A 26,419-nucleotide genomic window follows, 5' to 3' on the forward strand; every position below is an offset into this window, starting at 1 on the left:
TATTCGCACGGCATGGGGCGGCGTTTCAGCCGCCCATCCAGGCCATCAGGTGCGGGACCAGCCAGGGCGCCAGCAAGGCGGTGAGCACGCCGTTGACGCCCATCCCGAGGCCGGCGTAAGCACCCATTTCAGGGCTCACCTGGAAGGCGCGCGCGGTGCCGATGCCGTGTGAAGCCACGCCCAGCGCCAGGCCGCGCGCGGCATGCGATTTCACGCCCAGTGCATTCATCAGGAAGCGCGCGAAAATGGCGCCGAAGATGCCGGTGCAGATCACCAGCACCGCCGTCAGTGCCGCCACCCCGCCCAGGTGTTCCGAAATCGCCATCGCAATCGGCGTGGTGGCCGACTTCGGCGCGATCGAGGCGGCCAGCTGGGGCGAGGCACCCAGCAGCAGCGCGACGCCCACCGCGCTGACGATCGCGGTGACGCAGCCGCACACCAGGGCGCAGGCCAGCGGCAGCAGGTTGCGGCGCAGGCGCGGCACCTGGCGTGCCATCGGCACCGCCAGCGCAACCGTTGCCGGCCCGAGCAGGAAGTGGACGAACTGGGCGCCGGCAAAATAACGCTGGTAGGACATCCCGCTCGCCGTCAGGACCAGGCTGATCAGGGCAATGGCGATCGCCACCGGATTGGCCAGCGGCGAGAAGCCGCAGCGCGCATACACCCACTGCGCGAACAGGTAGGCGCACAGGGTCAGGGTCAGGCCCAGCAGCGGCGATGCCGACAGGTAGACCCAGAAATGGCTGAGTTCCGCGAAATTAAACACGGCGATCCTCCTCGCCCGGGGCCGGCGCATCGATGCGGCTGCCGAAGGCCTGCAGGACCAGGGCGGTGACGGCCAGCGTGGCGAGCGTGCTGAAGATTACCGAGGCCGCGATCGCCAGCCAGTGCCCGCTGCCGCTGGCGGCAGCTGCGACGATGCCGACCCCGGCCGGCAGGAACAGCAGCGACAGGTGGCGCAGCAGCTCGTTGGCGCCGTTCTCGACCACGTCGTGCAGGCGTGGCCAGGCGATCAGGGCCGCCAGCAGGGCCAGCATCCCGGCCACCGGTCCGGGCACCGGCAAGCCCAACAGAAACACCAGGCCCTCGCCCAGGCACTGGAACGCGAGTAAGACGGCAAACGCTTGCAGCAAGATTTCTCCTCATCATGGCGGCGGCGGCGCAGCAGCGCACCAACCTCGACCGCCCGAGGCATCAAGCATAACAGCTGGATTCAGAAGCGGCGGCTCAGGGTCATGACCAGCGCACCGCTGCGGCTCTTGCTGCCCGACAGCGGACGCAGGTCGGTGCGCGGCATCGCGCTGGCATAGCGGTCGAAGGCCCCGCCGGCACCGGCGCCGAAGGCCCGGCTGTAGGTGCCGGACAGCGCCCAGCCGCCTTCGAACCTGCGGCTCAGCCCTGCCTTGAGGTCGTGCCAGTCCATGCCGCCATTGCCGGCCCCGGCGACGCGGCCGTCGCCGGCATGCAGGTTCAGGGTCATGGCGCCGCCGATCTCGTGCTTGACGCCGACGTCGAGGTAGCCGGACCCGCGCGCGTCGGCGATCCCGAAGAAGTCGCGGGTGAAGGTGCGGTAATAGCGGGCGTACAGCGAGCGGTAGCTCAGGCCGGCGGCGACCTCGCCGTAGTCGTAGCGGCGGCCGTCGCCGCCGACACGGGCGCCCGGGTACATGTAATAGTAGGCCATGCCGCTATAGCCGATCCCGCCTGCCGTGGTCCCGCCATAGCCGCCATACACGTCCCACTCGAGCCAGCCGTCGTCGACTGCGCGCTCGCCGATACTGGAAGCCCAGGTGCCCGCCGACCAGCCGCCCGGGCGGCGATAGTCGAGGCTGAACTGGGCCGCCGGGCGGCCGTCCGACTGGCGGATACCACGCCACAGGTATTGCGAGGCCAGCGTGGCGGTCGCGGTGACCGGCGCCATGCTGGCGGAATACGGTTCGATGCTGCCGTTGCCGGCGGCGTGGGAGTCATACGATGCGAAGCTCAGGAGCGCGAGCGGCAGCAGCCGTTGTGCAAGTGTCATGGGACAGCGGGAGTCGTCGGGAGGTGCGGGTGAATTACATTCCGTACGGAAATTCTATGCGGAATAGGACGACTTTTGGTTGCTTCCCGGGCAGATAATTGACCGAGACCCATGATGTGCGGCGCGTATGCAACACGGATGCCGGGAATTGCTGACAGGCCGGCAAGTTGTTGAAAATACGGCTATATGACGGATTCTGCGAGTATGAGGCACATGCAGAACAGGGGGCATCGCTGCCGAGATAGACGATTAATGGTAACTCAACAACGTCGCCCCTGCGCAGGCAGGGGCGACGGTTATGCCACTGGTTCAGGCAGCGGTTTTCAGCGCGCCGCGGCGCAGCTGGTCGCGCTCCATCGACTCGAACAAGGCCTTGAAATTGCCCTCGCCGAAGCCGTCGTCGCCCTTGCGCTGGATGAACTCGAAGAACACCGGCCCCAGCTGGTTTTCCGAGAAGATCTGCACCAGCAGGCGTTTGCTGTCGCCGTCGACCTTGCCATCGACCAGCAGCCCGCGCGCCTGCAGCGCGCTGACGTCCTCGCCGTGGCCCGGCAGGCGATCGGCCAGCATTTCGTAATAGGTCGCCGGCGGCGGCGACATCAGCGGCACGCCGCTGGCGCGCAGGCCGTCGACGGTGGCATAGATGTCGTCCACCAGCAGCGCGATGTGCTGGATGCCCTCGCCGTTGAACTTGAGCAGGAATTCCTCGATCTGGCCCCCGCCCGCCTGCGACTCCTCGTTGAGCGGAATGCGGATCTTCCCGTCCGGCGCAGTCATTGCCTTCGAGGTCAGGCCCGTGTATTCGCCCTGGATGTCGAAATAGCGGATTTCGCGGAAATTGAACAGCTTTTCGTAGAAACCGGCCCAGTAAGCCATGCGGCCGCGGTAGACGTTGTGGGTCAGGTGGTCGATGATCGACATGCCGTGGCCTTTCGGGCGGCGCTCGACGCCATCGATGAATTCGAAGTCGATGTCGTAGATGGACTTGCCGTCCTCGAAACGGTCGATCAGGTACAGCGGCGCGCCGCCGATGCCCTTGATGGCCGGCAGGCGCAGCTCCATCGGACCGGTCGGGATTTCCATCGGGATCGCGCCCAGCTCGAGCGCGCGCGCGTAGGCCTTGTGCGAATCCTTGACACGGAAAGCCATGCCGCAGGCCGACGGGCCGTGCTCGGCCGCAAAATACGCTGCGTGGCTCTTCGGCTCGTTATTGATGATGAAATTGATCTCGCCCTGGCGGTACAGCGCCACGTCCTTCGAGCGGTGCACGGCGACCCTGGTAAAACCGAGCGCTTCGAACACGGGTTCCAGCACGCCGGGGGTGGGCGACGCGAATTCGACGAACTCGAAGCCCATCAGGCCCATCGGATTCTCAAACAAGTCAGCCATGGTGTCTTTCCTCATGTAGTTATAGTTTCCAGCTCCTCCACCGCATCCGCCCGGCTCTATTCGGCGAATACGTCGGCAATCAATCCCCGCAGCCACTGGATGCCGGGGTCGTGGTTGAAGCGCCGGTGCCAGAACACATTGGTCTGCAGCGTGGGCAGCTGCAGCGGCGGTTCGATCCACTTCAATCCAAACGGTGCCGCGGCGCTCTCCGCGAGCTTTTGCGGCACGGTCACCACGAGATCGGACGTGGCGACAATGTAGGGCACCGCGGTGAAATGCGGTACCCGGAACCTGGCGTTGGCGGTCACGCCCGCCTTTTCCAATAAAACATTGACCCTGTCATAGGGACTGTGTGCTGCGTCCACCACCAGATGGGCCGCCGCCGTGAAGCGCGCCAGGTCCACCGTCCCGCTCGCCAGCGGATGTCCCTTGCGGAACATGCTCACGAAGGCCTGGCGGAACAGCTGCCGCTGGAACAGCGCGTCCGACATGTCCTCGAAGGCGCCGATGGCGAGGTCGACGCGGCCGGTTTCCATCTCGTCCTTCAGGCCGATGCTGCTCGCACGCACGGAGGCGATTTCCACGTTCGGCGCCAGCGTTCGGCAGCGCTCGGTCAGTACCGGCATGAAATACACCTCGCCGACGTCGGTCATCGCCAGCGTGAAGCGGCGGCGGCTGGTGGCCGGGTCGAAACGGCTGCGCTGGCTGAGGGCGAGCGCGACCTGCGCCATCGCAGCGCCGATCGGCTCGGCCATCTGCTGCGCCAGCGGCGTCGGCTGCATGCCGTGTGCCGTGCGCACGAACAGTTCGTCGCCGAAGGTGCGGCGCAGGCGCGCCAGCGCATTGCTGACCGCGGACTGCGTCAAGCCCAGGCGCCGCGCCGCGGCCGAGATCTGGCGTTCGCGGTACACCTCCTGAAAGACGGACAACAGATTCAGGTCGATGCTAGAGGGTTCGATCATGCCGGAGATAGGGTTATTGATGTGCTGAATAGTCTACATTTTTCTATTCACCTCGTAAAATGTCCGGCCCTGCTACAGAATGAGGCGAAAGAACCGGAGACTCGCAATGCACCTTCAGGAAGGCTATTTATCCGGCTTCGGCAACGAATTCGCTACCGAAGCCCTGCCCGGCGCCCTGCCCGCGCACCGCAATTCGCCCCAGCGCGTGGCTTACGGCCTGTACGCCGAACAGATCTCGGGCACGGCCTTCACCGCGCCGCGCGGACAGAACCGGCGCTCGTGGCTGTACCGCATCCGCCCGGCGGCAATGCACGGCCCCTTCCGCCCGCTCGACAGCCGCCGCATCGCCAGCGATTTCGAGACCGGTGCGCCCTCGCCCAACCAGATGCGCTGGAGCCCGCTGCCAGTCCCGGATGCACCCACCGATTTCATCGACGGCTGGGTGACCATGGCCGGCAACGGCGCGGCGGCGGCGATGAGCGGCTGCGCGATCCACCTGTATGCAGCCAACCGCTCGATGACGGGCCGCTATTTCTACTCCGGCGACGGGGAATTGCTGGTGGTGCCGCAGCAGGGCCGCCTGGCGATCGCGACCGAACTCGGCTTGCTGGAGGTCGAGCCGCAGCAGATCGCCGTGATCCCGCGCGGCGTGCGCTTTAGCGTCGGCCTGCCCGACGGCACGGCACGCGGCTATATCTGCGAGAACTTCGGCGCCCTGCTGCGCCTGCCGGACCTCGGCCCGATCGGCGCCAACGGCCTGGCCAATCCGCGCGATTTCCTGACCCCGGTGGCGCGTTACGAGGATGTCGAAGGTGATTTCGAACTGGTCGCCAAGTTCGGCGGCAAACTGTGGTCGGCGCGGATCGGCCATTCGCCGCTGGACGTGGTCGCCTGGCACGGCAACCATGCGCCCTATAAATATGACCTGCGCCATTTCAATACCATCGGCTCGATCAGCTACGACCACCCGGACCCGTCGATCTTCCTGGTCCTGCACGCGCCGACCGACACGCCCGGCGTGGACAGCCTCGACTTCGTGATCTTTCCGCCGCGCTGGCTGGCCGGCGAAGACACCTTCCGCCCGCCCTGGTTCCACCGCAACGTGGCGAGCGAGTTCATGGGCCTGATCCACGGCGCCTACGATGCCAAGGCCGAAGGCTTCGTCCCCGGCGGCTCCAGCCTGCACAACTGCATGAGCGGACACGGCCCTGATGCGGCGACCTTCGACAAGGCCAGCAGCGCCGATACCAGCCGCCCGCACAAGGTCACGGACACGATGGCCTTCATGTTCGAGACGCGCAATCCCCTGGTCGCGACGGCACAGGCCCTTGCCTCGCCCCAATTGCAGGGCAATTACCAGGACTGCTGGGCCGGTATCCAGAAGCATTTCGACCCGGCGCGCCCCTGAACGCGCCCCTGGCTGCCCCTTAATTTTCCCTTGGCTGCCTGTTTCAGCCGTGCGCCCGTTGGCGCACGCTGGCCGGCATGCGATGATCAGGCCGAATAGTGTTGTAACCGGCATAACCATCCTGACATCGCATGACCGACATCATCATCATCCTCGTTCTCATCCTGCTCAACGGAGTCTTTTCGATGTCGGAACTGGCCGTGGTGTCCGCCAAGCGCCTGCGGCTCGAAAAACTGGCGGCGGAAGGCAGCGGCGGTGCAGGTACCGCGATTGCCCTGGCCGACGACCCCAGCCGCTTCCTTTCCACCGTCCAGGTCGGTATCACCCTGATCGGCATCTTCAACGGCGCCTTCGGCGAAGCGTCGCTCACGGCGCGCCTGACACCGGCCCTGGCCGAACTCGGCGTGCCGGAAGCCTGGGCCCGTCCCACCGCGCTGGGCGTGGTCGTGGTGTCGATCACCTTCCTGTCCATCGTGCTCGGCGAGCTGGTCCCGAAGCGCATCGCGATCCTGTATCCGGAGTTCATGGCGACGGTGGTATCGCGCCCGATGCACTACCTGTCGCGGCTGATGCATCCCTTCGTCGCCCTGCTCGGGATGACCACCGACTTCATCATGCGCCTGCTCGGCATGCGCCAGCGCAAGGACGAGGTGCCGACGGAGGACGAAGTCACCGGGATGATCCGCGAAAGCACCGACGCCGGCGTGTTCGAGCGCACCGAATACGACATCGCGGCGCGCGCCCTGCGGCTCGACGACTGGCACCTGCGTGCGCTGATGACGCCGCGCGTCGACCTCGAGTTTCTCGACCTCGACGAGCCGCTCGAACGCAGCCTGCAGCGCATCGCCGAATCGCCCTACAGCCGCTTCCCGGTCTACCGCGGCGACCGCTCGCAGGTGGTCGGCGTGGTACGCGCACGCAACCTGTTCGAGCAGGCGATCCGGGCCCGGACCCTGCAGTCCATCGACGTCGGCGCAGCCGTCGAACCGCTGCTGTTCGTGCCGGAATCGGTCAGCGCGATCGATCTGCTGGAACAATTGAAGAAGCATCGGGCCGAACTGGCGATGATCGTCGACGAGTATGGCGATATCCAGGGCATGATCACCCTCACCGACGTGATGGGTGCCCTGGTCGGCGAAGTCCCGACCGGCGAAGACCACGACCCGGGCGACGGCGTCCGCCGCGAGGACGGCAGCTGGCTGATGGATGGCGGCATGATCCTGGACCGCTTCCGCTACCTGACCGGCGTCGAGTTCGTGTTCCCCGACGAGGATGCGGCGGCCTACCACACGCTGGCCGGCTTCGCCCTTTACCGCTTGGGCTACATCCCGAAAGTCGGCGAGACCCTGGAATGGAACGGCTGGCGTTTCGAGGTGGTCGACATGGATGGCAACCGCATCGACCGGCTGCTGGTCGTGCCGGGCACGTTGCAGGATGAGGGAGAAACCCGGGACGCCGCGCCTGCCGGCCGTTCGGCAGACTAGTCTGCCTGCCGGTTTTTTGCATCTTGGCTTGCGTCCTTCGGCCTCGCCTGTGTTGGTGGCTGGGGTTGTTTTTGGTTTTTTGGCCATTGTCGGTTAGTTGCATTATTAAGATAAAGTCGAAGCTGCTCGTATCGCCATGCGCTGGTCAAACGACAGGCGCTGGCTACAATGCCTGGTGAGACTTGTACATGCACGCGGCACAAGCAAGCTCGACGCAACCATGGAGACTCCCATGCATATCGACTGGACCCACTTCACGCCGCTGGCCTCGCTCGGCGGCGGCATCCTGATCGGCCTGGCGGCCGTCCTGCTGCTGCTGGCGAATGGCCGCATCGCAGGCATCAGCGGTATCGCCGGCGGCTTGCTGCGCCCTGCCGGCGGCGACATCGGGTGGCGTCTCGCCTTCCTGCTCGGCCTGGCCAGTGCGCCGCTGGCGTGGCTCGCCTTCGGCGCGATGCCGCCGGCACAGATCGACCATTCGCCTGCCCTGCTGACGGTTGCCGGCCTGCTGGTCGGCATCGGCACCCGCTTCGGCTCCGGCTGTACCAGCGGCCACGGCGTATGCGGCATCTCCCGCCTGTCGCCGCGCTCGCTTGCCGCGACTGCCTCCTTCATGGCGGCCGGCTTCCTCATGGTTTTCGTGATGCGTCACGTAATAGGAGCCTGATGCCATGCCCCTCGTTACCGCCTTCCTTGCCGGCATCCTGTTCGGCAGTGGACTGATCCTCTCCGGCATGACCAACCCGGCCAAGGTACTCGCCTTCCTCGACCTCGCCGGACCGTGGGACCCGTCGCTGGCCTTCGTGATGGTCGGGGCGATCCTGGTCGCCGCGATCGGCTTTCGCTTTGCCGGCCAGCGCGGGCGCTCGCTGTTTGGCGGCAAGCTGCACCTGCCGGGGGCCGTGGGAATCGACCGGCGCCTGCTGCTCGGCAGCCTGACTTTCGGTGTCGGCTGGGGGCTGGTGGGCTACTGCCCCGGTCCGGCGATCGCGGCGCTGGCGGTCGGCGGACGGCCGACGCTGATGTTCGTCGGCGCCATGATTGCCGGCATGGCCGTGTTCGAGGTCATCGAGCGCCTGGCATCGGTGCGTGCCGCGCGCCTGCAGCCGCCCGCGCACGCGGGGGAATAGGATGCCGCGCAAGCCGGAACGCGTGCGGCGCTCCGCCATCGGCGGCGCCACCCTATACTGAGCCGGCGCCTGCGCCGCTGCGGCCACGCCGGCCCCGGCGCATGACGCAACACTCTACTGAGGGAACTGAACATGTGGAAATCACCGTGGCTCCGCTGGGGCGCCGCTCTCGGCTTCGCGCTCGGCGGCTTTTTCGACGGCATCCTGCTGCACCAGATCCTGCAGTGGCACCATCTGCTGAGCCTGGTCCGCGGCCTGGACGACTTGCGCGTGCAGGTCTTGTGGGACGGCTATTTCCACGCACTGATGTACGTGATCGCGGTCGCCGGCCTGTGGGGCATGTGGCGGGCACGCCGGCGCGGCGTCCAGGCGCCGCCGGCGGCCGTGCTGGCCGGCATGCTGATGCTGGGCTTCGGCACCTGGCACCTGATCGATGCGGTGCTGTCGCACTGGATACTCGGCATCCACCGCATCAGGCTCGACAGCCCGCAACCGCTGGCGTGGGACCTGGCCTGGCTGGCGATCTTCGGGCTGGCGCCGCTGTTCGCCGGCCGCGTGCTGGTGCGACAGGGGCCGGCGCGTCCGGGCGGGGCGGCAGCCGCACTGTGCCTGGTGGGCGCGCTGACCGGCGCCGCCGGCGCCTGGGCGCTGCGCGAGCCGCCGGGGCAGCGCTTCACGACCGTGGTGTTCGCACCCGGCACCGGGGCGGCGCAGGTGTTCCGGGCGCTGGATGCGACCGGGGCGCGGCTGGTGTGGAGCGACCGCAAAATGGGCGTGGTCGTGGTGGATGTGGCGCCTGGGGAGCGCTGGCGCCTGTACCGGCATGGGGCGCTGCTGGTGGGCGGGACGGTGCTGGGGGCGGGGTGTGTGAGTGCGAGTGGGGTGTGAGCGAGTCGTTTCCGGCAATGCCGGGAACGACTCCCTGGATGCGCGCATCAACACTGCGCTGACGACATGCTACATGCCGGGTCCGCCACCACCCGGCCCGCCACCGAAGCCGCCACCCGGGCCGCCAGGCCCGCCCGGCGGCGGACCGCCGCGCCAGCCTTCGCCATCCGGGCCTTCGCGTCCGGTGCGCGGGCGCTGCGGCACGCCGCCGAAGCGCCATGACAGGCCGACGTAGGCAATCCGCCCATCGAAGCGGCGGATCGAACGTTCCTTCAGCGTGGCCGAATCGGTCACGGTTTCCATTTTCTGCGAACTGAACACGTCGGTCACGTTCATCACCAGCGACAGCGTCGGCGTGAGGTTGCGGCGCCAGCTCAGGTTCAGGGTCGACATCGGCTGGCGGTAGCCGGTGCCGGCCAGGGTCTTGCCCTGGGCGTTGATCATCAGCTGCAGCGCGTCCTGCGGGGTAATCTGGTAGTTCACGCGGCCGCGCACGCTCAGCGAGTTGGCGCTGCGGCGGGTCTCGGCGCCGTTCAGGTCGATCTGTTCCTGCTCGGTGAAGGCGAGGTTGCCGCTGGTGCTGATCGACAGCTTCGGCGTCAGCTTGCCGCTCAGCGTGAATTCGAGGCCGCCGGAGCGGTTGCTGCCGCCATTTTCCAGCGTGGTGAGCAGGGTGTTCTCGCCGACCGGCACCTGGCGGCTGCGGATGGTATCGCGATCGTTGCGGAAGTAGCCGCGCAGGTTGGCGTCCAGGCCGCCGGCCTTGGTTTCGTAGCCGATCTCGAAGGAATCGGTCTGCACCGGCTTGAGCATCGGATTGCCGCTGCTTTCGTTCAGTTCGTCGACGTAGACCACGAACGGGTTCAGCTGGTTGGCATTGGCGCGCCGCAGGCGGTGCGAATAGGCGAAGCGCAGGTTGCTCTTCTCGCCCAGTTTATAGGTGGCGAACGCGCTCGGGATCCAGTTCAGATAACTGTTGGTGGCGTTCAGTGCGGTCGTGACCTGGTCCAGGTCGAGACGGGTGTACTCGGTGCGCAGGCCGACCAGCGCGCCCCAGCGCTCGCTCAGCTTCCATTGGTAAGAACCGTACAGGGCCACGTTCCTCTCGTCGACCTGGAAGGCGTTGGTGCGGCGGCCGTTGACCACGTCCAGCGCCGTGAGCGGATCGACGTCGAAGTAGCGCGTGTCGAAGCCGCTCTTGTTGTCGGCGATCTTGTAGCCGAGCTTCAGGATGGCGCCGCCGTCGAGCGGGCGCTCGTAGTCGCCGGTGTAGTCGACGATGCGGGTGCTGTTCGCCACCGACTGGCTGCTGTCGGCGCTTTCCGCGTTCGGCGGCGCCACGGTATAGGTGTTGGCGTAGCGGGTATCGCTGTCGTTGCTGCTGCGCGAGACGCGCAGGTCCATGCGGAACAGCTCGCCGATCTTTTCGCCCTTGTGGTCCCAGCGCAGCCCGCCCATGCCGTTGCTGTTGTCGCCGTTGCGGCGCGTGGTGCGCAGGTAGTCGCTGGCCGGCACGCCGTCGGCGTCGACCCGGTAGTGCTCGAGGCCGGTCTGGTCGTTGGTGCGCTTCATGAAGCCGACATTGGCTTCCAGCGTGTCGTCGTCGTTCAGGTTGTAGGTGATCTGCCCGCGCAGGCCGGCGCTGTCGTTGAGGCCGGTGCTGGCCGAGGTCTGGCTGCTGTGGCGGTCGGCACCGGTGACCGGGTCGATCTGGTCGCGCTCGGTGTCGCCGGTCGAATTGCGGCCGTCGTGGCGCACGTTGACGCCGCCCTGCATGCCCCAGCGCCCGGTATTGTACGAGCCGTTGACGGCCGAATTGTAGCGGCCCGCGGTCCCGTAGTTGGCATTGACCACGCCGAAGCCGCCGGCGCGGCGGTTGCGTTTCATGACCAGGTTCAGGATCGGACCGCCGCCACCCTCGTTGCCGAACTCGGCGCCGGGATTGTTGATGACTTCGATCGAGTCGATGTCTTCCGAGGGCATCGCCTGCAGCGCCGGGCCGCGGTTGTCGCCCTGCAGCATGGCCGAGGGCTTGCCGTCGACCAGGATCTGGACGTTGCTGCTGCCGCGCAGCGACACCGTGCCGTCCGGGTCGACCGATACCGAAGGGACGTTGCCCAGGGCGTCGGCAGCGGTGCCGTTGGTGCTGCCGACATCCTGCTTGACGTCGTAGACCTGGCGGTCGATGCGGTTGTTCTGGCGCTCGCCGACCACATTGACCGAGGTGACCGTGCCGCTAGCCGCCGGGCCGGGGGCGCTGGTGGCGCTGGTGGCGCTGGTGGTGCCAGCGGCCGCGGCCGCCGCGCCGGTCGCAGTGCCGGCGGCGCCCACGGTCGCCTGCGCCTGCGCCAGGCCCGACCCCAGCGTCGCCAGCGCGAGTGCAACGTAATGCAGTTTTAAGGAAGAAATACGATGAACCATCTGCAAGCTTGTCTCGGTATAAAGGTATTGGATAAAGTTTCCAGATTTTAAGACAACCCATCCCGCGTGGCGGCGCCGGCCGTGTAAAGAAAAGTAAATCAGCGGTCTCCCCTGCCCGACCGTTTCCTTTAGAATCCTGTCTTTTCCAACAAGTATTTTCACCCTGGCAGATCCAATGGCCCCAGAAGACAACCAACTCCACCGCGGCCTCAAGAACAGGCACATCCAGCTGATCGCGCTCGGCGGCGCCATCGGCACCGGCCTATTCCTCGGCGTGGCGGAAAGCGTCAAGATAGCCGGACCGGCCGTGCTGCTCGGTTACGCCTTGGCCGGCCTGATCGCCTTCCTGATCATGCGCCAGCTCGGCGAAATGATGGTCGACGAACCGGTGGCCGGCTCCTTCGGCTACTTCGCCGACAAATACGGCGGGCGCTTCGCCGGCTTCGTCTCGGGCTGGAACTACTGGGTGCTGTACGTGCTGGTCAGCATGGCCGAGCTGTCGGCAGTCGGCATCTACGTCCAGTACTGGTGGCCGGACGTGCCGACCTGGGCCTCGGCGCTGGCGTGCTTCTTGTTGGCGAATGGCATCAGCCTGATCAACGTACGCGCCTTCGGCGAGAGCGAATTCTGGTTCTCGGTGATCAAGGTGGCGGCGGTGGTGGCGATGATCGTGTACGGCGTATTCCTGCTGCTGAGCGGCGGCGCCGGTCCGCAAGCCTCGGTGGCCAACCTGTGGCAGCACGGCGGCTTCTTCGCCCACGGCATCGAAGGGCTGGTGATGTCGATGGCGATCATCATGTTCTCGTTCGGCGGCCTGGAGGTGATCGGCATCACGGCCGCCGAAGCCGCGGACCCGAGCCACTCGATCCCGCGCGCGACCAACCAGGCGCTGTGGCGCATCCTGGTGTTCTACGTCGGCGCGCTGGCGGTGCTGCTGTCGCTGTACCCGTGGAACCAGATCGTGCCCGGCGCCAGTCCCTTCGTCCTGATCTTCAAGGCGCTGGACGCCAACGTCGTCGCCCACGTGCTCAACCTGGTGGTGCTGACCGCGGCGCTGTCGGTCTACAACAGCTGCGTGTATTCCAACAGCCGCATGCTGTACGGCCTGGCGACCCAGGGCCACGCGCCGAAGTCGCTCTTGAGGGTGAACGAGCGCGGCGTACCGCTGGCGTCGCTCGGCGTGTCGGCGCTGGCCACCGCGCTGTGCGTCGGCGTGAATTACGCGTTCCCGGGCAAGGCGCTGGGCATGCTGATGGGCCTGGCGGTGTCCGGCCTGCTGATCAACTGGACCATGATCAGCTGGACCCACCTGCGCTTCCGCGCCGCCAAGCGCGCCGCCGGCCAGGGCACGACCTTCCCCAGCCCGGCCTACCCGCTGACCAATTACCTGTGCCTGGTGTTCCTGGCCGGGATCGTCGCCGTGATGCTGGCGACGCCGGAGCTGCGGGTCTCGGTGTACCTGATTCCGGCATGGCTGATCGTGCTGGCGATCGGTTACCGGCTGGCCGAAGGACGGCGCAGCGCGGCGCGCGCCGGCGCCCCGGTTCGCTAACGACCACAGGGTGGACGGGTTTCCCGTCCACGCGCCCCGTCAGCCCAGCTTCGTCACCTCGAACGCTGCGCCGGTCTCCATGAAATGGCCGCCGGCCACGTAGTGGATGCTGCGCTTGCCGCCCTCTTCCATGTGCCAGTGGCCGTCGGTGAACACCGCCGGATCGGCCCACGCGCCCACCACCTCGCCGAGGAACAGGTCGTAGGCCTGCTGGATGTGCGGCTCGGGAATCAGGCGGCACTCGAGCCACGCCAGGCAGCCCTCGACCAGCGGCGCGCCGGTGTGTTCGCCGGGTGTCCATTCGATGCCGTGGGCGGCGAACTTGTCGATCTCGCGGCCGGATTCCGAGCCCACGGCCAGCGTCAGCGCCGCCAGCTCGCGCGAGGGCACCGCCAGCACGAAGGCGCCGGAGGCTTCGATCAGCCCGCGCGTGAAGGTCGACTTGTCGATCACCACGGCGACCTTGGGCGGCGCGAAATCGAGCGGCATCGACCAGGCGGCCGACATCACGTTGGCCTTGCCGGCGTGGACGCTGCTGACCATCACGGTGGGACCATGGTTCAGCAGGCGGTACGCTTTGGCCAGGTCGACCGGCACACGGGTGGGTTGCATCGTCATCGGGACTTCCTTATTGCGTTGGATTCATTGGAAAGTCCCATTATCGCGGCTCGGGCGCAAACCTGCTGGCGGCGCCAGGCGCGGCGCCCGATGTTGCTGAGCGGTATTTTGACCGACCGGGTACAATCGGGGCGTTCAAAACACCTAAGGAGAACGACTATGTCGGGTTACAGCATCAACATCGAAGAAAAAACACTGGCCGGTAATAATTTCCGTGAAGTGCTCTACACCACCGCGCGCAGCCAGCTGGTCATCATGACCCTGCAGCCGGGCGAAGACATCGGCCAGGAAAAGCACGAAGGCCACGACCAGTTCATCCGCGTCGAAGCGGGCAGCGGCGAAGCGATCCTGGACGGCGAAAAGCATGCGCTGGAAGACGGCACCGCGCTGGTGATCCCGGCCGGCACCGAGCACAACGTGATCAACACCTCGTCCACCGAGCCGCTGCGCCTGTACACGCTGTACACCCCGCCGGAGCATCCGGACGGCATCGTGCATGCGACCAAGGCCGAGGCCGACGAGTACGAGAAGCAGCACGGCCATCACTGATCTTCATGGGGGCACATCGGCCCCCATCACCCCGCCCCTGCAGGCCAGCCCGAAGCGGGTCATCTCGCATTCGCGCCGTATGCACTGGCCTTCGTCGTAACCGAGCGCCCGGCACTGCAGCAGGGTTTCCTCGCGCCGGCGTCGGTCCGACTGCACCCGTTCCACAGGCGCTCTCGACGCCGCTTTCGACACGGCGTGCTCGCGCCGGATGCCGGGCATCGCCGGCTCCGTCGACACCGGCGCGGCCGGCTTGACGACCTCTTCCAGGATGGTCGGGGCTGGCCGCGGCGAGGACAGCACCGGGGCCAGCGTCGGCTTTGGTGCCGGCACGGGGGCCGGCACCAAAGCCGGCGAGCCTGCGGCCGGCGTCCCTGACGTCGACGTCCCCGCGTCCGGCGCGCCGCCCGCCGGAACGTCTGCCGCCGGAACGCCGGCCGCCACCACCGCCATCGCACCGTCCACCCGGCGCGCCTCCGTCATCCACAGCGCCCCTGCTGCCACCAGCGCCAGCAGGCCGGCGCCGATACTCCAGCCGAACACACGGCGCCGCCAGCGCCCGGCCTTTTGCTGCGCGTCCGCGCGCGCGGCATCCTGGCGCATCAGCTCGGCGAGCCAGTCCGGTTCGGGGGCCGTGGCGACATCGTCGGCGGGGTCGACCGAGGGCTCGATCCGGCCTTCGGGTTCGGGTAATTGTGCAGTCGCATCGGGCGCCGCCTGGGCGCGATGCCAGACCGCCGGCCGCACCTTGTGCGCAGCCGGCCCGGCTGGCGCTGCGGCGCCGCTGTCGCCGATATCCTGCAGGAGTTGGGTTTTCATGGTGCGCTCGACGTCTGCCTCGCATGATCGCAGTCTAGCCGATCATGGACGCAGCGCCAGCGCACCCGGCAGTACGACGATCAGAGCGTGATCGCCACTTTCATGGCCGTGTCCGCCAACGGCGGCAGGCTCACTTGCAGCAGGCGGCGCTTGGCGTCCCAGGCGAAGGGCAGCGATTTTCCGGCGGCCTGGACCGCGCGCGGACGGGTGCCGACGTTGTGCACCTTGAGCGCAAACGTGCGCGCCATCGGCGTCGCGTTCGCACCACGTTCCGTGCGCAAACCGATCTCCAGCCGGCCGGCGCTGGCCTCGCTGTCGAAACGCACCAGCGTCGACTGGCCCGACTCGAAGGCGTGGGCAGTCGTGCCGTCGTCGTCGTAGAGCTGGCCCGACGCGGCGCTCACCGAGGCGTCATGGTAATAGTGCAGCTCGAGCGCCTTGCCGCTGTAGTCCTGGGTGCTGTGCCCGACCCTGGCCAGCGGGATGAAGGCGCCGGCGCGCACGTAGGTCGGGATGTGCTCTGGCACCGTCGATACCGTCTCCAGGATGCCGCCGCGGTGCGGCTGGTCGCTGTAGAAGTCGAACCAGACGCCGCCCGCCTTGCCGCCCTGGTTCGGGAAATAGACTTCCTTGCGCAGCTGGCCGGCTTCGACCACCGGCGCCACCAGGAAGTCCGGCCCCCACAGGTAGGTGCTGGAGATGGCCGGGGTCGGCACCATGTCGTTGTCCGGGTCTTCGAACAGCACCGGACGCATCAGCGGCATGCCGGTGCGGCTGTTCTCGAAGGCGGCCGTGTAGTTATACGGCAGCATCGCGTAGCGCAGGCGCACCGCATCGCGCGCCAGCGCTTTGGTACGCGCCTCGCGGAACACCGGCTCGGCCGGCACCGCTTCCTGCGCGTGCGGGCGGAAGACCGGCTGGAACACGCCGTACTGCAGCCAGCGCACGTACAGCTCGTCGTCCAGCACCGGCCCGGCAAAGCCGCCCAGGTCCGAGTGCATGTAGGCCTGGCCCTGCATGCCCATCTGCAGCGAGATCTCCATCTGCGACTGCAGGCCGCCCCAGCCGCGGCTGACGTCGCCCGACCACGGGATCATGCCGAAGCGCTGCGAGCCCGAGTAACCCGAGCGCATCAGGATGAAGGGACGCTCCTTCGGGAAGTCGCGCGCGTAGCCGTCGGCGATCAGGTGCGCCCATTCGTGGCCGTAGATGTTGTGGACCTCGTCGGCGCTGCCGGTGGCGTGGCGCGCTTCGCTCGGGTGCATCTCCGGTTCGCCCAGATCGCCCCACCAGCCGGCCACGCCGCCGGCCTTGAGTTCCTTGTAGATGTCCCAGAACCAGCTGCGCGCGGACGGCTTGAAGACGTCGACCAGGCCGGTGTTCCCGAAATAGAAATCGAAAGTGAAGGGCTTGCCGTCCTTGTCCGTCGCCAGCACCTGGCGCTCGGCCGCTTCCTGCCAGCGCTTCGAGCTGGTGAGGATGAAGGGTTCGGTGATGACGACGGTCTTGACGCCCTGGCGCGAGAAATCGGCCATCATCTTTTCGGCGTGCGGGAAGCTGTCGCGGTCCCAGGCCAGGTTGCCCATCGTCCCCTTGACCGTCTTGCCGAACCAGTACAGGTCGAGCACGACGGCGTCGAGCGGGATGTCGTCCTGGCGGAACTTGTCGACCACGGCGCGCGTCTCGGCTTCGCTGTGGTAGCCGAAACGGCTGGCGAAATTGCCGAAGGCCCAGCGCGGCGGCAGCGGCTGGCGCCCGGTCAGGCGGGTGATGCCGTCCATGACCCCGGCCCAGTCATCGCCGGCCACCACCTGGTAGGTCTTGCGGCCGCCCGGCGTTTCGAATCGCAGCGTGCCGTCCTTGTGGCTGTCCATGTCGAGCCAGCCGGCCTGCGGATTGTCGAAGTGGATCGCGTACCTGCGCGAGGACAGCGCCATCGGGATGCCGTAGCCCATCTGCTCGGCGCGGTTGGCGAAGCCGTAGGACGCCTTGTTATACAGGCGGAAGCGGTTGCCGCGGCGATTCATGCCGACCGCGCGCGAACCCGCCCCGTACAGCGCCTCGTCGGGCTCGAGCGCGAATTCGACCGCCTGCAGGCTGTCGGCCCGGCCGAACCCGCCCTTTTCCGCGACCAGCGGCTTGCCCTTGTAGCTGTAGCTGATGCGGAACGGGTTCTTGTCGACCGTGACCGTGATGCCATCCGTGACCAGTTCGATGCGGGTGCCGGCATCCTTCACCGTCGCCTTGGGCGCGCCCAGGGTCAGCACGACGGCGTGCGAGGCCGGCACCGGCGCGTCGCCACGGGCCACGAAGGTGGTTTCGACGATGTTCGGCGCGTAGGGCTTGATGACGTAGCGGCCGTCGCTGGTGGCGATCTCGAGGCCGGCACCGTCGCCGCTGAAGCTCTGGAAGGTGCGCTGGGCGTTCTGGGCTGCCGCGAGCGGGCTGGCGCCAAGGGCGGCGACGGCGGACAGGGTCCAGGCCAGCCGGTAAAAGGTGGGAGTGGTCATGGTCGCGTTTTGATTGGAATTATTGCAGGCGAGAGCATGCCAGAATTTACAGGGTTCAGGTAGTTAATTTACAAGCCACTGCGGACACTGAAAAAACCCGTCCAGAATCGCCGTAGTTTGACTACTTCAACCCGACTTGGGATCATCCGTGCGGCAGCCCGGCCATTCTCCGGTCAAAATAAGGCCATCGAAACACAGGAGTCTGCGCATGCGCGTCGCCACATTCAACGTCAACGGCATCGGCGCCCGCATCGGCGCCCTGCTGCAATGGCTCGACGAAACCCAACCCGATGTCGCCTGCCTGCAGGAGCTGAAGGCGCCGCAGGAAAAATTCCCCGAAGCCGCCATCAGAGAGGCCGGCTACTACCCGATCTGGCACGGCCAGAAAAGCTGGAACGGGGTCGCGATCCTGGCGCGCGGGGTGGAACCGCAGGAAATCACGCGCGGCCTCCCGGGCGACCCGACGGACGAACAGAGCCGCTACCTCGAAGCAGCGGTGGGCGGCATCCTGATCGCCTGCCTGTACCTGCCGAACGGGAACCCGGCGCCCGGTCCCAAGTTCGACTACAAGCTGGCCTGGTTCGAGCGCTTCCACAAGCGCGCGCAGGAACTGATGGACAGCGGCGCGCCGGTGATCCTGTGCGGCGACTACAACGTGATCCCGACCGAGCGCGACGTCTACAAGCCCGAGCGCTGGGTCGACGATGCCCTGTTCCGTCCCGAGTCGCGCGCCGCCTACCGCAAGCTGCTCGACGCCGGCTGGTACGACGCGCTGCGCGAGACGCATCCCGATGAAACCATCTTCACCTTCTACGATTACATGCGCGACGCCTATGGCCGCAATGCCGGCCTGCGCATCGACCACCTGCTGCTCAGCCCCAAGCTGGTGCCGCACCTGAAGACGGCCGGCACCGACCACGCGGTGCGCGGCCGCGAGAAGCCGAGCGACCACGTGCCGACCTGGGTCGAGCTGGACTGGCCGGCCTGAGCCTGGCCTACGGCATACTGAGCCGCAGCGCGCTGTCGGTGACGCGCTCGATGTCCGGCGTATAGCCGTCCTCGATCCAGCGCAGGGCGATGTGAATGACGCCACCGACTACGCCGGCCTGCAGCAAGGGGTCGGGCGGCAGCTCCGAGGGCACCATGCTGGATACCTGCTCGCCGATGGCGCGCAGGGCCGTGTCGAAGGCCTTGTCGACGGAGCGGCTGACGCCGCGGATCTCCACCAGGAACACGCGGGCGGAACGCGGGTCGCGCTGGAGGGCCGCAAAATAGGCGTGCAGCATCGCACGGGCACGCGTCTCGGGATCGGGTCCGGCTGCGCGGGCGGCAGCGACGATTTCGTCCAGCACGGCATAGGTGACCGCATTGAAACAGGCGATCAGCAGTTCTTCGCTGTTGGCGAAGGATTCGTAGAAATAGCGTTCGGTGAGGCCGGCCGCTTCGCACACGGCTTTCACGGTCGCCTGGCGGTAGCCGCGCTCGCCGTAGACGGCGACGCCGGCAGAGATCAGCTGGGCACGGCGCTGGGCACGCCGCTCGTCCTGGGGGATGCCGCGATAGGGCCGGGCTGGGGTGGGTTCTGGAGGCATTCCTCTATTTTGGCACAGAATATTGTCTTTCATATTTTGACAATGTAGAGTGTCAATCTTAAAAATCGACAAGATCCCGAGACAGCATGTCCCCCAACCCCGAACCGCTCGACGTACTGATCGTCGGCGCCGGCCTGTCCGGCATCGGCGCCGCCTGGCATCTCCAGAAGCGCTGCCCCGGCAAGACCTATGCCGTGCTCGAGTCGCGCGCCGCCATCGGCGGCACCTGGGACCTGTTCCGCTACCCCGGCGTGCGCTCCGATTCCGACATGTACACGCTCGGCTACGGCTTCCAGCCCTGGACCGCGGGCAAGGCGATCGCCGACGGCTCCTCGATCCGCCGCTACATCGAAGACACGGCGCGCAAGAGCGGCATCGACCGCCACATCCGCTTCAACCACAAGGTGGTGGGCGCGCACTGGTCGAGCAGCGAGGCGCTGTGGCGCGTCGAGGTCGAGGTCGAGGGTGCGGTCCAGGTCCTGCAGACCCGCTTCCTCTATATGTGCAGCGGCTACTACAGCTACGACGAAGCCTACCGTCCCACGTTCTCCGGCGAGGACAACTTCCGCGGCCGCATCGTGCAGCCGCAGTTCTGGCCGCGCGACCTCGAGTGGCGCGGCAAGCGCGTCGTGGTGGTCGGCAGCGGCGCCACCGCGGTGACGCTGGTGCCGTCGATGGCCGCGGATGCGGCGCACGTCACCATGCTGCAGCGTTCCCCGACCTACATCGTCAGCCGCCCGTCCGAATACCGCTTCGCACAGAAGTACCGGCGCTGGCTGCCCGAAAAGGCGGCCTACCTGGCGACCCGCTGGCGCGTGATCGTCGAAAGCATGCTGCTGTACCGCGTGACGCGCGCCAAGCCCGAACTGGCCAAGCAGAAGATCGTCGCCATGGCGCGGCGCCAGCTGGGTCCAGGCTACGACGTCGATACCCATTTCACGCCGCGCTACAAGCCCTGGGACCAGCGCGTGTGCGTGGTGCCGGACGGCGACCTGTTCAAGGCGATCCGGAGCGGGCGCGCCTCGGTCGTCACCGACCACATCGAGCGCTTCGACGAACACGGCCTGCTGCTGAAATCCGGGCAGGCGCTGGCCGCCGACATCGTCGTGCTGGCGACCGGCCTCAAGGTGAAACTCATGGGCGGCATCGCCATCACGGTCGACGGCCAGCCGTTCAAGGCGAACGACGCCATGTCGTACAAGGGCATGATGCTCAGCGGCCTGCCCAACTGCGTGATGACCTTCGGCTACACTAACGCTTCCTGGACACTCAAGGCCGACCTGACCGCCGAATACGTATGCCGCCTGCTGCGCCACATGGACCGTCACCGTCAAGCCATCGCCGTGGTGCATCGCGAGCCCGGGGTCGAGCCGCGGCCCTTCCTCGGCTTTACCTCGGGCTACGTGGAGCGCGCCGCGCGCGAGCTGCCGCAGCAGGGTTCGCGCGCGCCCTGGCACGTCTACCAGAACTACCTGCAGGACATGCTCATCATCCGTTTCGGCCGCATCGCCGACGGCATCATGCACTTCGGTGCCAAAGGAACCCTGCCATGACGTCTTCCGCACTCAACCTGAACAACCGCGTCGCCGTCGTCACCGGCGCCGGCGGCGGCATCGGCCGCGCCACCGCGCTGGCGCTGGCGCGGCGCGGCTGCCACCTGGCGCTGGCCGACATCGACGACACCGGCGTCCAGGCCACCGCGCGCGACGCCCAGAGCCTGGGCGTGCGCGCGAGTGCGCACCGCCTCGACGTCGCCGACCGCGCCGCCGTCGCCGCCTTCCCGCAACTGGTGGAGAGCGTGCACAAGCGCGTCGACCTGTTGATGAACAACGCCGGCGTGGCACTCGGCGGCACCTTCGAACAGGTGTCCGCCGACGATTTCGACTGGCTGATGGAGGTCAACTTCCACGCCGTGGTGCGCATGACGCGCGCCTTCCTGCCTAACCTGCACCGCAGCGACGACGGCCGCATCGTCAACGTCTCCAGCATCTACGGCATCATCACGCCGCCCGGCCAGGCCGCCTACGCCGCCAGCAAGTTCGCGGTGCGCGGCTTTTCCAACGTGCTGCGCAACGAACTCGAAGGCAGCAGCGTCGGCGTGTCGGTGGTGCACCCGGGCGGGGTCGCCACCTCGATCGCGAAGAATGCGCGCATCCCGGCCAGCGCCCCGCGCGAGGAAGTGGAACGCGGCCGCAAGAACATGGAAAAGCTGCTGCGCATGCAGCCGGACGAAGCCGGCGAGATCATCGTGCGCGGCATCGAGAAGCGCCAGGCGCGCATCCTGGTCGGCAGCGACGCCAAGGCCGCGGCGCTACTGGAACGCCTGGCGCCGGTCGGCTACTGGAACCTGCTCAAGAAGGCGATGAAACGATGAGCATCGTGCTGACACTCCTCGGTTTCCTGGGCGGCATCGTGGTGGCCGGACTGGCCGGCTGCTGGCTGATCACGCTGGCGCTCAAGCGCAAGGTCGAATCGCTGCTGCCGCCGAAAGGCCGCTTCGTCGACGTGCCGGGAGCCCGCCTGCACGTGCGCGAGTTCGGCGAGGGGCCGGCAATCCTGATGATCCACGGGCTGGGCGGCCAGATGGCGCACTTCACCTATGCCGTCACGGCCCGGCTGGCCGGACGCTTCCGCGTGGTGGTGGTCGACCGTCCGGGCAGCGGCTGGTCCGCGGCAAGCGGCGGCGCCGACCTGTCGACCCAGGCGGCCGCGCTGGCGGCCCTGACCGAGCGCCTGGCCCTGGGCCGGCCGCTGGTGGTCGGCCACTCGCTCGGCGGCGCGGTCGCGCTGGCACTGGCGCTGGAGCACCCGGACCGGGTGTCCGGCCTGGCGCTGCTGGCGCCGCTCACCCACATGCCCGAAGGCGACCGCGTCCCGGACGTGTTCAAGGGCCTGATGGTCCGTTCGGCGCCGCTGCGCACGCTGCTGGCCTGGACCCTGGCCACGCCGCGCTCGATCGGCAAGAGCAAGCAGACCCTGGACCAGGTGTTCGGCCCGGACAAGGTACCCAACGATTTCGGGATGCGCGGCGGCGGCCTGCTGTCGCTGCGCCCGGCCGCCTACCTGGCGGCGTCGAGCGACCTGCAGGCCCTGGAGGGGCGCCTGCCGCTGCAGCAGGGGCGCTACGGCGAGCTGCGCCTGCCGCTCGGCATCCTGTTCGGCCGCGACGACCGCATCCTCGACTGGCGCCACAACGGCCAGGCGCTGGCGGACAAGGTCGACGGTGCGCGGCTGGAACTGGTCGATGGCGGCCACATGCTGCCGGTGACGAAGCCGGACGCCTGCGTCGCCTTCATCGAGCAGATGGCGCAGGCCAGCGGCCTCGCCGGCGGTGCTGCCCAACAGGCTGCCGGCGCGCGCTGATTGCGCCGGCTGGGGTAGAGTAGCGCCATGGACCTCGACCGCATACTCATCGCCACCGGCGCCATCTCCGCCTTCCTCGGCGTCGGCCTCGGCGCTTTCGGCGCACACGGCCTGCGCAAGCGCCTCTCTGCCGACATGCTGGCGGTATTCGACATCGGCGTGCGCTACCATCTCTACCACGCGCTGGCCCTGCTCGGTGCGGGCGCGGCGGCGTCCCGTTTATCCGCGGGTGCGCTGGCCGCCGCCGGCGTGCTGTTCGTCGTCGGCACGCTGGTGTTTTCCGGTTCGTTGTACGTGCTGGCCCTGAGCGGCCGCAAATGGCTGGGCGCCATCACGCCGCTCGGCGGACTGGCGCTGCTGGCCGGCTGGGCCAGCCTGGCCTGGGCCGCGGCCGGCGCCTGATCGGCGTCAAGCCGCCGCCGGCGCCAGCACTTCCATCAGCGATTGCAGGTTGTAGGGCTTGCGCAGCACCACCGCGTCCGGCCAGTTGTTCACTTCGCCGGTACCGGTGGCAAACACGATACGGATCGCCGGCGCCAGCGCGCGCGCCTGGGCCGCCAGCAGGTCGCCCGACATCCCCGGCAACATCACGTCGGTGATCAGGAGATCGGAGGATCCCGAGATCAGCGCCAGCGCCCGTTCGGCGTCGGCCGCCTCCGCCACCTCGTGGCCCAGGTGGCGCAGCAGCGCGGCGGTTGCCTCGCGGATGTCGTCCTCGTCCTCGACCAGCACGATGCGCAGGCGTTCCGTGTTTGCGGCGGCCCCTGGAGGCGGCACCGGTGCGGCGGCTGCCGGCTGCGCCCTGCCGCGCCCGGCCGCGATCACCTGGCGGATGCGCCGTGCCAGGCTTTCGCGCGTGTACGGCTTGCCCAGCAGTTCGACCCCGGGGTCGAGGCGGCCGCCGTGCACGATCGCGTTCTCGGTATAGCCGGAGGTGAACAGCACCGCCAGGTTGGGCAGCCGCTCGCGCGCCATGCGCGCCAGCTCCGGACTGCGCAGGGTGCCGGGCATGACCACGTCGGTGAACAGCACGTCGATCGGCACGCCGGATTCCACCACCGCCAGCGCGCTGGCCGCATCGGCCGCCTTCAGCACGCGGTAGCCGAGCGCGGTCAGCATCTCGACCACGGTGGCGCGCACCGCCTCGTCGTCCTCGGCCACCAGGATGGTCTCGCTGCCGCCCACGGCCTGCTGCGGCTCGAGCGCGCCGACCGCCTCTTCGGTGGCCAGGGTGCGCGGCAGGTAGATCTTGACCGTGGTGCCCTGCCCGGCTTCGCTGTAGATCTTGACGTGGCCGCCGGACTGCTTGACGAAGCCGTACACCATCGACAGCCCGAGGCCGCTGCCCTTGCCTTCTTCCTTGGTCGAGAAGAAGGGTTCGAAGGCCTTGGCCAGCACCTCGGGCGCCATGCCGGTGCCGGTATCGGTCACGGCCAGCATCACGTACTGACCGGGCGTCACCTCGGCGTGCGAGCGGCAATACAGGTCGTCCAGCACGGCGTTGTTGGCCTCGATCGTCAGCCGGCCCGCCGCCATGCCGCCGGCGCTCATCGCGTCGCGCGCGTTGATCGCCAGGTTCAGCAGCGCATTCTCGAGCTGGGCGACGTCGATCGCGGTATTCCACAACCCGCCCGAGATCACCAGCTCGACCTCGATCTCTTCGCCCAGCGAGCGGCGCAGCATGTCTTCCATGCCGATCACCACGCGGCTGAGCTTGACCACGCGCGGCTCCAGGGGCTGGCGGCGCCCGAAAGCGAGCAGGTAGCTGGCCAGCTTGGCGCCCTTTTCCACCGCCGAACGCGCGTTCGCGATCCAGCGCTGCAGGCTGGGGCCGTCGCCGTCCATCTCCATCAGCTGCAAATTGCCGGAAATGATCTGCAGCAGGTTGTTGAAGTCGTGCGCGACGCCGCCGGTGAGCTTGCCGATGGTCTCCATCTTCTGTGCCTGCTGCAGCGCCAGCTCGGTGCGGCGGATCTGCTCGGCCTGTTCGCGATCGGCTGTGATGTCGCGCCCGATCGCGTGGATGAGACCGGCGTCCGGCGCGGCATTCCACGACAGCAGGCACCAGCTGCCATCCTTGCGCCGCAGGCGGCTCTCGACCTTGTGGATCGATTGGCCACGGCCCAGCAGGGCCATCTGGGCGACGACGGCGCCACGGTCTTCCGGGTGCACCAGCTCCAGGTGGTTGCGGCCGACGATATCGGCCTCGCTCCAGCCGAGCAGCGCGCCGAAGGCCGGGCTGACCGCCTGCACGATGCCGTCGAAACCGGCCACCATCATGATGTCCTTCGACAGGCGCCACATGCGGTCGCGTTCCGCGGTGCGCTGTGCCACCGCCTGCTCGAGGCCGGCGTTGAGCTGGGCCAGCGAGCGCGCGGACTGCTTCTGCTGTTCGATATCGGTGTTGGTGCCGATCCAGTACAGCACCTTGCCGCCGGCTTCGCGCACCGGCACCGCGCGCGACAGGTGCCAGCGGTAGGCGCCGTCGCGTGCGCGCAGGCGCAGCTCGGCCTCGAACGCGCCGCCGCCTGCCACCGCGGTTGCCCAGCGCGTGGTCAGGCTCCGTAGATCCTCGGGATGCACCATTGCCGTCCAGCCGATGCCGGCCAGCCGCGCCGGCGCCAGGCCGCTGTAGTCGACTGCGCGCTCGTTGAACCAGTCGGCGTGGCCATCCGGGTCCGTGGTCCAGACCTGGTGCGGCATGGCCTGGGCGAAGGTGCGGAACTTGGCTTCGCCGGCACGCTCCGCGCGTTCGGCGCGCACCCGTTCGGTCACGTCGCTGCCCTGCACGAAGATGCCGAACACCTCGCCGTCGGCGCCGCGCAGTGGCTGGCACACGAAGTCGACGAACACCTGGCGGCGATTGCCGCAAGGTTCGGCCAGCCACAGCTCGCGCGCCTGGGCTGCATGGGCGGTGCCGCTGCGGTACACCCGGTCCAGCAAGCCGATCACGCCCTGCGGCAGCGTCTCCGGCAGTGCCTCGCGCACCGGTTTGCCGACCAGCGGACGGCCGCTCACCAGCGCCATCGAGGCCGCGTTGGCAAGCTGGAACACGTGGTCCGGCCCCGCCAGCTGCAGCATGAAGCCGGGGGCCTGCTCGAACATCGCCTGCAGCCGGTCGCGCTCGCCGTCGCGGTAGCGCTGCGCGGCCACTTTATCGGTGGTCTCGATCACCCAGGCGATCACGCCGAGTACGCTGCCGTTTTGGTCGACGATGGGCGAGTAATCGAGGTTCAGGAAGGCCGGTTCGATGCGGCCGCCACGGCTCAGCGGCATTTCCTGGTCGCGGTAGGACAGTGTGCCGCCGGCCATGCCGACCTTCATCACGTGGTCGTTGAAGGCCGCGGCTTCGGGCCAGCCGTCGCGCACCGGCATGCCGAGCAGCGCCGGATGGCGTTCGGCGGCGATGTCGGCGTAGCCCTGGTTATAGATCATCACGCCTTCGTCGCCCCATAAGGTGACGCAAGGCAGCGCCGAGCGCAGGACCAGCTCGACCGTGGCATGCACGACGGCCGGCCAGCGCGAGACCGGCCCCAGGCAAGTGCCGGCCCAGTCGTATTGATCGATGAGCTCGCCCAGCTGGCCGCTGAACGTCCCGAAGGTCCTGGCAGGCGCCGCTACTTCTGTCAACATCTTGTCACTGTGCATATTACCTTGTGAAGTCAGCAATTGTATCCGGGTTTGGATTTCTGGGAGGCACAATTTGAGGAGCCG

At 67.7% G+C, this 26,419-nt stretch carries 23 protein-coding genes; 12 read left to right on the forward strand and 11 right to left on the reverse strand.

The genetic code is table 11. The features are described from left to right. Nucleotides 1-25: 25 nt before the first annotated feature. From FBX97_RS07975 to FBX97_RS07995, 5 genes are all read right to left on the reverse strand, one after another. Entirely contained in the window at nucleotides 26-766 is a 741-nt protein-coding gene (locus tag FBX97_RS07975) for an LrgB family protein (RefSeq protein ID WP_255517346.1), read from the reverse strand. Then, on the reverse strand, nucleotides 759-1,133 hold the full coding sequence (locus tag FBX97_RS07980) for a CidA/LrgA family protein (protein WP_141830132.1): 375 nt from the start codon (nucleotides 1,131-1,133) through the stop codon (nucleotides 759-761). The genes FBX97_RS07975 and FBX97_RS07980 overlap by 8 nt, the downstream gene beginning before the upstream one ends. Before the next feature lie 80 nt (nucleotides 1,134-1,213). Beyond that, entirely contained in the window at nucleotides 1,214-2,023 is an 810-nt protein-coding gene (locus FBX97_RS07985; protein WP_141830134.1) for a TorF family putative porin, read from the reverse strand. Between the two features lie 309 nt (nucleotides 2,024-2,332). Then, nucleotides 2,333-3,412 carry a 4-hydroxyphenylpyruvate dioxygenase gene (gene hppD, locus FBX97_RS07990; RefSeq protein ID WP_141830135.1) on the reverse strand — a complete coding sequence of 360 codons (1,080 nt, stop codon included), beginning with the start codon at nucleotides 3,410-3,412 and terminating at the stop codon, nucleotides 2,333-2,335. 56 nt (nucleotides 3,413-3,468) lie between these two features. Continuing rightward, nucleotides 3,469-4,374: a LysR family transcriptional regulator gene (locus tag FBX97_RS07995; protein ID WP_141830137.1), complete on the reverse strand. Its 906-nt coding sequence runs from the start codon at nucleotides 4,372-4,374 to the stop codon at nucleotides 3,469-3,471. Nucleotides 4,375-4,480: 106 nt separating this feature from the next. Between FBX97_RS07995 and hmgA the strand changes: the two genes are divergently transcribed. From hmgA to FBX97_RS08020, 5 genes are all read left to right on the forward strand, one after another. Further along, nucleotides 4,481-5,782 carry a homogentisate 1,2-dioxygenase gene (gene hmgA / locus FBX97_RS08000; protein WP_141830139.1) on the forward strand — a complete coding sequence of 434 codons (1,302 nt, stop codon included), beginning with the start codon at nucleotides 4,481-4,483 and terminating at the stop codon, nucleotides 5,780-5,782. A gap of 131 nt (nucleotides 5,783-5,913) precedes the next feature. Next, entirely contained in the window at nucleotides 5,914-7,266 is a 1,353-nt protein-coding gene (locus FBX97_RS08005; RefSeq protein WP_141830141.1) for a hemolysin family protein, read from the forward strand. A gap of 232 nt (nucleotides 7,267-7,498) precedes the next feature. Further along, on the forward strand, nucleotides 7,499-7,933 hold the full coding sequence (locus FBX97_RS08010) for a YeeE/YedE family protein (RefSeq protein WP_141830143.1): 435 nt from the start codon (nucleotides 7,499-7,501) through the stop codon (nucleotides 7,931-7,933). A 4-nt stretch (nucleotides 7,934-7,937) separates the two neighbouring features. Further along, nucleotides 7,938-8,396, forward strand: coding sequence for a DUF6691 family protein (locus tag FBX97_RS08015; protein WP_141830144.1), 459 nt, complete (start codon nucleotides 7,938-7,940; stop codon nucleotides 8,394-8,396). Between the two features lie 132 nt (nucleotides 8,397-8,528). After that, nucleotides 8,529-9,284, forward strand: coding sequence for a DUF2243 domain-containing protein (locus FBX97_RS08020; RefSeq protein ID WP_141830146.1), 756 nt, complete (start codon nucleotides 8,529-8,531; stop codon nucleotides 9,282-9,284). Between the two features lie 69 nt (nucleotides 9,285-9,353). On the opposite strand, the gene FBX97_RS08025 is transcribed toward FBX97_RS08020, so the two are convergent. After that, complete coding sequence (locus tag FBX97_RS08025) at nucleotides 9,354-11,705, reverse strand: outer membrane beta-barrel family protein (RefSeq protein WP_141831026.1); 2,352 nt, start codon at nucleotides 11,703-11,705, stop codon at nucleotides 9,354-9,356. A 175-nt stretch (nucleotides 11,706-11,880) separates the two neighbouring features. On the opposite strand from FBX97_RS08025, the gene FBX97_RS08030 reads away from it, so the two are divergent. After that, a complete protein-coding gene (locus FBX97_RS08030) occupies nucleotides 11,881-13,257 on the forward strand; it encodes an amino acid permease (RefSeq protein WP_141830148.1) in 1,377 nt (458 codons plus the stop codon). A 39-nt stretch (nucleotides 13,258-13,296) separates the two neighbouring features. Here FBX97_RS08030 and FBX97_RS08035 read toward each other — a convergent pair whose 3' ends face one another. After that, nucleotides 13,297-13,875 (reverse strand): flavin reductase family protein, encoded by a 579-nt coding sequence (locus FBX97_RS08035; protein ID WP_255517347.1) that lies wholly within the window; start codon nucleotides 13,873-13,875, stop codon nucleotides 13,297-13,299. 159 nt (nucleotides 13,876-14,034) lie between these two features. Between FBX97_RS08035 and FBX97_RS08040 the strand changes: the two genes are divergently transcribed. Beyond that, entirely contained in the window at nucleotides 14,035-14,424 is a 390-nt protein-coding gene (locus FBX97_RS08040) for a cupin domain-containing protein (RefSeq protein WP_141830149.1), read from the forward strand. Nucleotides 14,425-14,427: 3 nt separating this feature from the next. Here the strand turns inward: FBX97_RS08040 and FBX97_RS08045 are convergent, their stop codons facing one another. Next, nucleotides 14,428-15,240 (reverse strand): hypothetical protein, encoded by an 813-nt coding sequence (locus FBX97_RS08045; RefSeq protein ID WP_141830151.1) that lies wholly within the window; start codon nucleotides 15,238-15,240, stop codon nucleotides 14,428-14,430. An 80-nt stretch (nucleotides 15,241-15,320) separates the two neighbouring features. Continuing rightward, on the reverse strand, nucleotides 15,321-17,750 hold the full coding sequence (locus tag FBX97_RS08050) for a TIM-barrel domain-containing protein (protein WP_141830152.1): 2,430 nt from the start codon (nucleotides 17,748-17,750) through the stop codon (nucleotides 15,321-15,323). Between the two features lie 208 nt (nucleotides 17,751-17,958). On the opposite strand from FBX97_RS08050, the gene xth reads away from it, so the two are divergent. Beyond that, entirely contained in the window at nucleotides 17,959-18,738 is a 780-nt protein-coding gene (gene xth / locus FBX97_RS08055) for an exodeoxyribonuclease III (RefSeq protein WP_141830154.1), read from the forward strand. A 7-nt stretch (nucleotides 18,739-18,745) separates the two neighbouring features. On the opposite strand, the gene FBX97_RS08060 is transcribed toward xth, so the two are convergent. Next, nucleotides 18,746-19,342 carry a TetR/AcrR family transcriptional regulator gene (locus tag FBX97_RS08060; protein WP_141830156.1) on the reverse strand — a complete coding sequence of 199 codons (597 nt, stop codon included), beginning with the start codon at nucleotides 19,340-19,342 and terminating at the stop codon, nucleotides 18,746-18,748. A gap of 86 nt (nucleotides 19,343-19,428) precedes the next feature. Here FBX97_RS08060 and FBX97_RS08065 point away from each other — a divergent pair, with 86 nt between their 5' ends. The 4 genes from FBX97_RS08065 to FBX97_RS08080 are packed head-to-tail and all read left to right on the forward strand — an operon-like array spanning nucleotide 19,429 to nucleotide 23,107. Beyond that, on the forward strand, nucleotides 19,429-20,895 hold the full coding sequence (locus tag FBX97_RS08065) for an NAD(P)/FAD-dependent oxidoreductase (RefSeq protein ID WP_141830157.1): 1,467 nt from the start codon (nucleotides 19,429-19,431) through the stop codon (nucleotides 20,893-20,895). Then, the gene (locus FBX97_RS08070; protein ID WP_141830160.1) at nucleotides 20,892-21,716 is read left to right on the forward strand and encodes an SDR family oxidoreductase; all 825 of its coding nucleotides are present in this window, start codon (nucleotides 20,892-20,894) and stop codon (nucleotides 21,714-21,716) included. Before FBX97_RS08065 ends, FBX97_RS08070 begins: the two co-directional genes overlap by 4 nt. Continuing rightward, nucleotides 21,713-22,705, forward strand: a complete 993-nt coding sequence (locus tag FBX97_RS08075) for an alpha/beta fold hydrolase (RefSeq protein ID WP_141830161.1) — start codon at nucleotides 21,713-21,715, stop codon at nucleotides 22,703-22,705. The genes FBX97_RS08070 and FBX97_RS08075 overlap by 4 nt, the downstream gene beginning before the upstream one ends. A 27-nt stretch (nucleotides 22,706-22,732) precedes the next feature. Then, nucleotides 22,733-23,107, forward strand: coding sequence for a DUF423 domain-containing protein (locus FBX97_RS08080; RefSeq protein ID WP_141830163.1), 375 nt, complete (start codon nucleotides 22,733-22,735; stop codon nucleotides 23,105-23,107). A 6-nt stretch (nucleotides 23,108-23,113) separates the two neighbouring features. Here FBX97_RS08080 and FBX97_RS08085 read toward each other — a convergent pair whose 3' ends face one another. Then, on the reverse strand, nucleotides 23,114-26,338 hold the full coding sequence (locus tag FBX97_RS08085; protein ID WP_141830165.1) for a PAS domain-containing protein: 3,225 nt from the start codon (nucleotides 26,336-26,338) through the stop codon (nucleotides 23,114-23,116). Nucleotides 26,339-26,419: the final 81 nt, after the last annotated feature.

It is taken from the genome of Herbaspirillum sp. SJZ107 (assembly GCF_006715485.1).
Lineage (GTDB): Bacteria > Pseudomonadota > Gammaproteobacteria > Burkholderiales > Burkholderiaceae_D > Telluria.

Coding starts and splice junctions, on each gene's coding strand:
- FBX97_RS08060 (WP_141830156.1), bottom strand. CDS start 19,342: ATGCCTCCAGAACCCACCCCAGCCCGGCCCTATCGCGGCATCCCCCAG.
- FBX97_RS08075 (WP_141830161.1), top strand. CDS start 21,713: ATGAGCATCGTGCTGACACTCCTCGGTTTCCTGGGCGGCATCGTGGTG.
- FBX97_RS08010 (WP_141830143.1), top strand. CDS start 7,499: ATGCATATCGACTGGACCCACTTCACGCCGCTGGCCTCGCTCGGCGGC.
- FBX97_RS08070 (WP_141830160.1), top strand. CDS start 20,892: ATGACGTCTTCCGCACTCAACCTGAACAACCGCGTCGCCGTCGTCACC.
- FBX97_RS08040 (WP_141830149.1), top strand. CDS start 14,035: ATGTCGGGTTACAGCATCAACATCGAAGAAAAAACACTGGCCGGTAAT.
- FBX97_RS08035 (WP_255517347.1), bottom strand. CDS start 13,875: ATGACGATGCAACCCACCCGTGTGCCGGTCGACCTGGCCAAAGCGTAC.
- FBX97_RS07985 (WP_141830134.1), bottom strand. CDS start 2,023: ATGACACTTGCACAACGGCTGCTGCCGCTCGCGCTCCTGAGCTTCGCA.
- hppD (WP_141830135.1), bottom strand. CDS start 3,412: ATGGCTGACTTGTTTGAGAATCCGATGGGCCTGATGGGCTTCGAGTTC.
- FBX97_RS08045 (WP_141830151.1), bottom strand. CDS start 15,240: ATGAAAACCCAACTCCTGCAGGATATCGGCGACAGCGGCGCCGCAGCG.
- FBX97_RS08015 (WP_141830144.1), top strand. CDS start 7,938: ATGCCCCTCGTTACCGCCTTCCTTGCCGGCATCCTGTTCGGCAGTGGA.
- FBX97_RS07995 (WP_141830137.1), bottom strand. CDS start 4,374: ATGATCGAACCCTCTAGCATCGACCTGAATCTGTTGTCCGTCTTTCAG.
- xth (WP_141830154.1), top strand. CDS start 17,959: ATGCGCGTCGCCACATTCAACGTCAACGGCATCGGCGCCCGCATCGGC.
- FBX97_RS08005 (WP_141830141.1), top strand. CDS start 5,914: ATGACCGACATCATCATCATCCTCGTTCTCATCCTGCTCAACGGAGTC.
- FBX97_RS08025 (WP_141831026.1), bottom strand. CDS start 11,705: ATGGTTCATCGTATTTCTTCCTTAAAACTGCATTACGTTGCACTCGCG.
- FBX97_RS08085 (WP_141830165.1), bottom strand. CDS start 26,338: ATGTTGACAGAAGTAGCGGCGCCTGCCAGGACCTTCGGGACGTTCAGC.
- FBX97_RS08050 (WP_141830152.1), bottom strand. CDS start 17,750: ATGACCACTCCCACCTTTTACCGGCTGGCCTGGACCCTGTCCGCCGTC.
- FBX97_RS08020 (WP_141830146.1), top strand. CDS start 8,529: ATGTGGAAATCACCGTGGCTCCGCTGGGGCGCCGCTCTCGGCTTCGCG.
- FBX97_RS08080 (WP_141830163.1), top strand. CDS start 22,733: ATGGACCTCGACCGCATACTCATCGCCACCGGCGCCATCTCCGCCTTC.
- FBX97_RS08030 (WP_141830148.1), top strand. CDS start 11,881: ATGGCCCCAGAAGACAACCAACTCCACCGCGGCCTCAAGAACAGGCAC.
- FBX97_RS08065 (WP_141830157.1), top strand. CDS start 19,429: ATGTCCCCCAACCCCGAACCGCTCGACGTACTGATCGTCGGCGCCGGC.
- hmgA (WP_141830139.1), top strand. CDS start 4,481: ATGCACCTTCAGGAAGGCTATTTATCCGGCTTCGGCAACGAATTCGCT.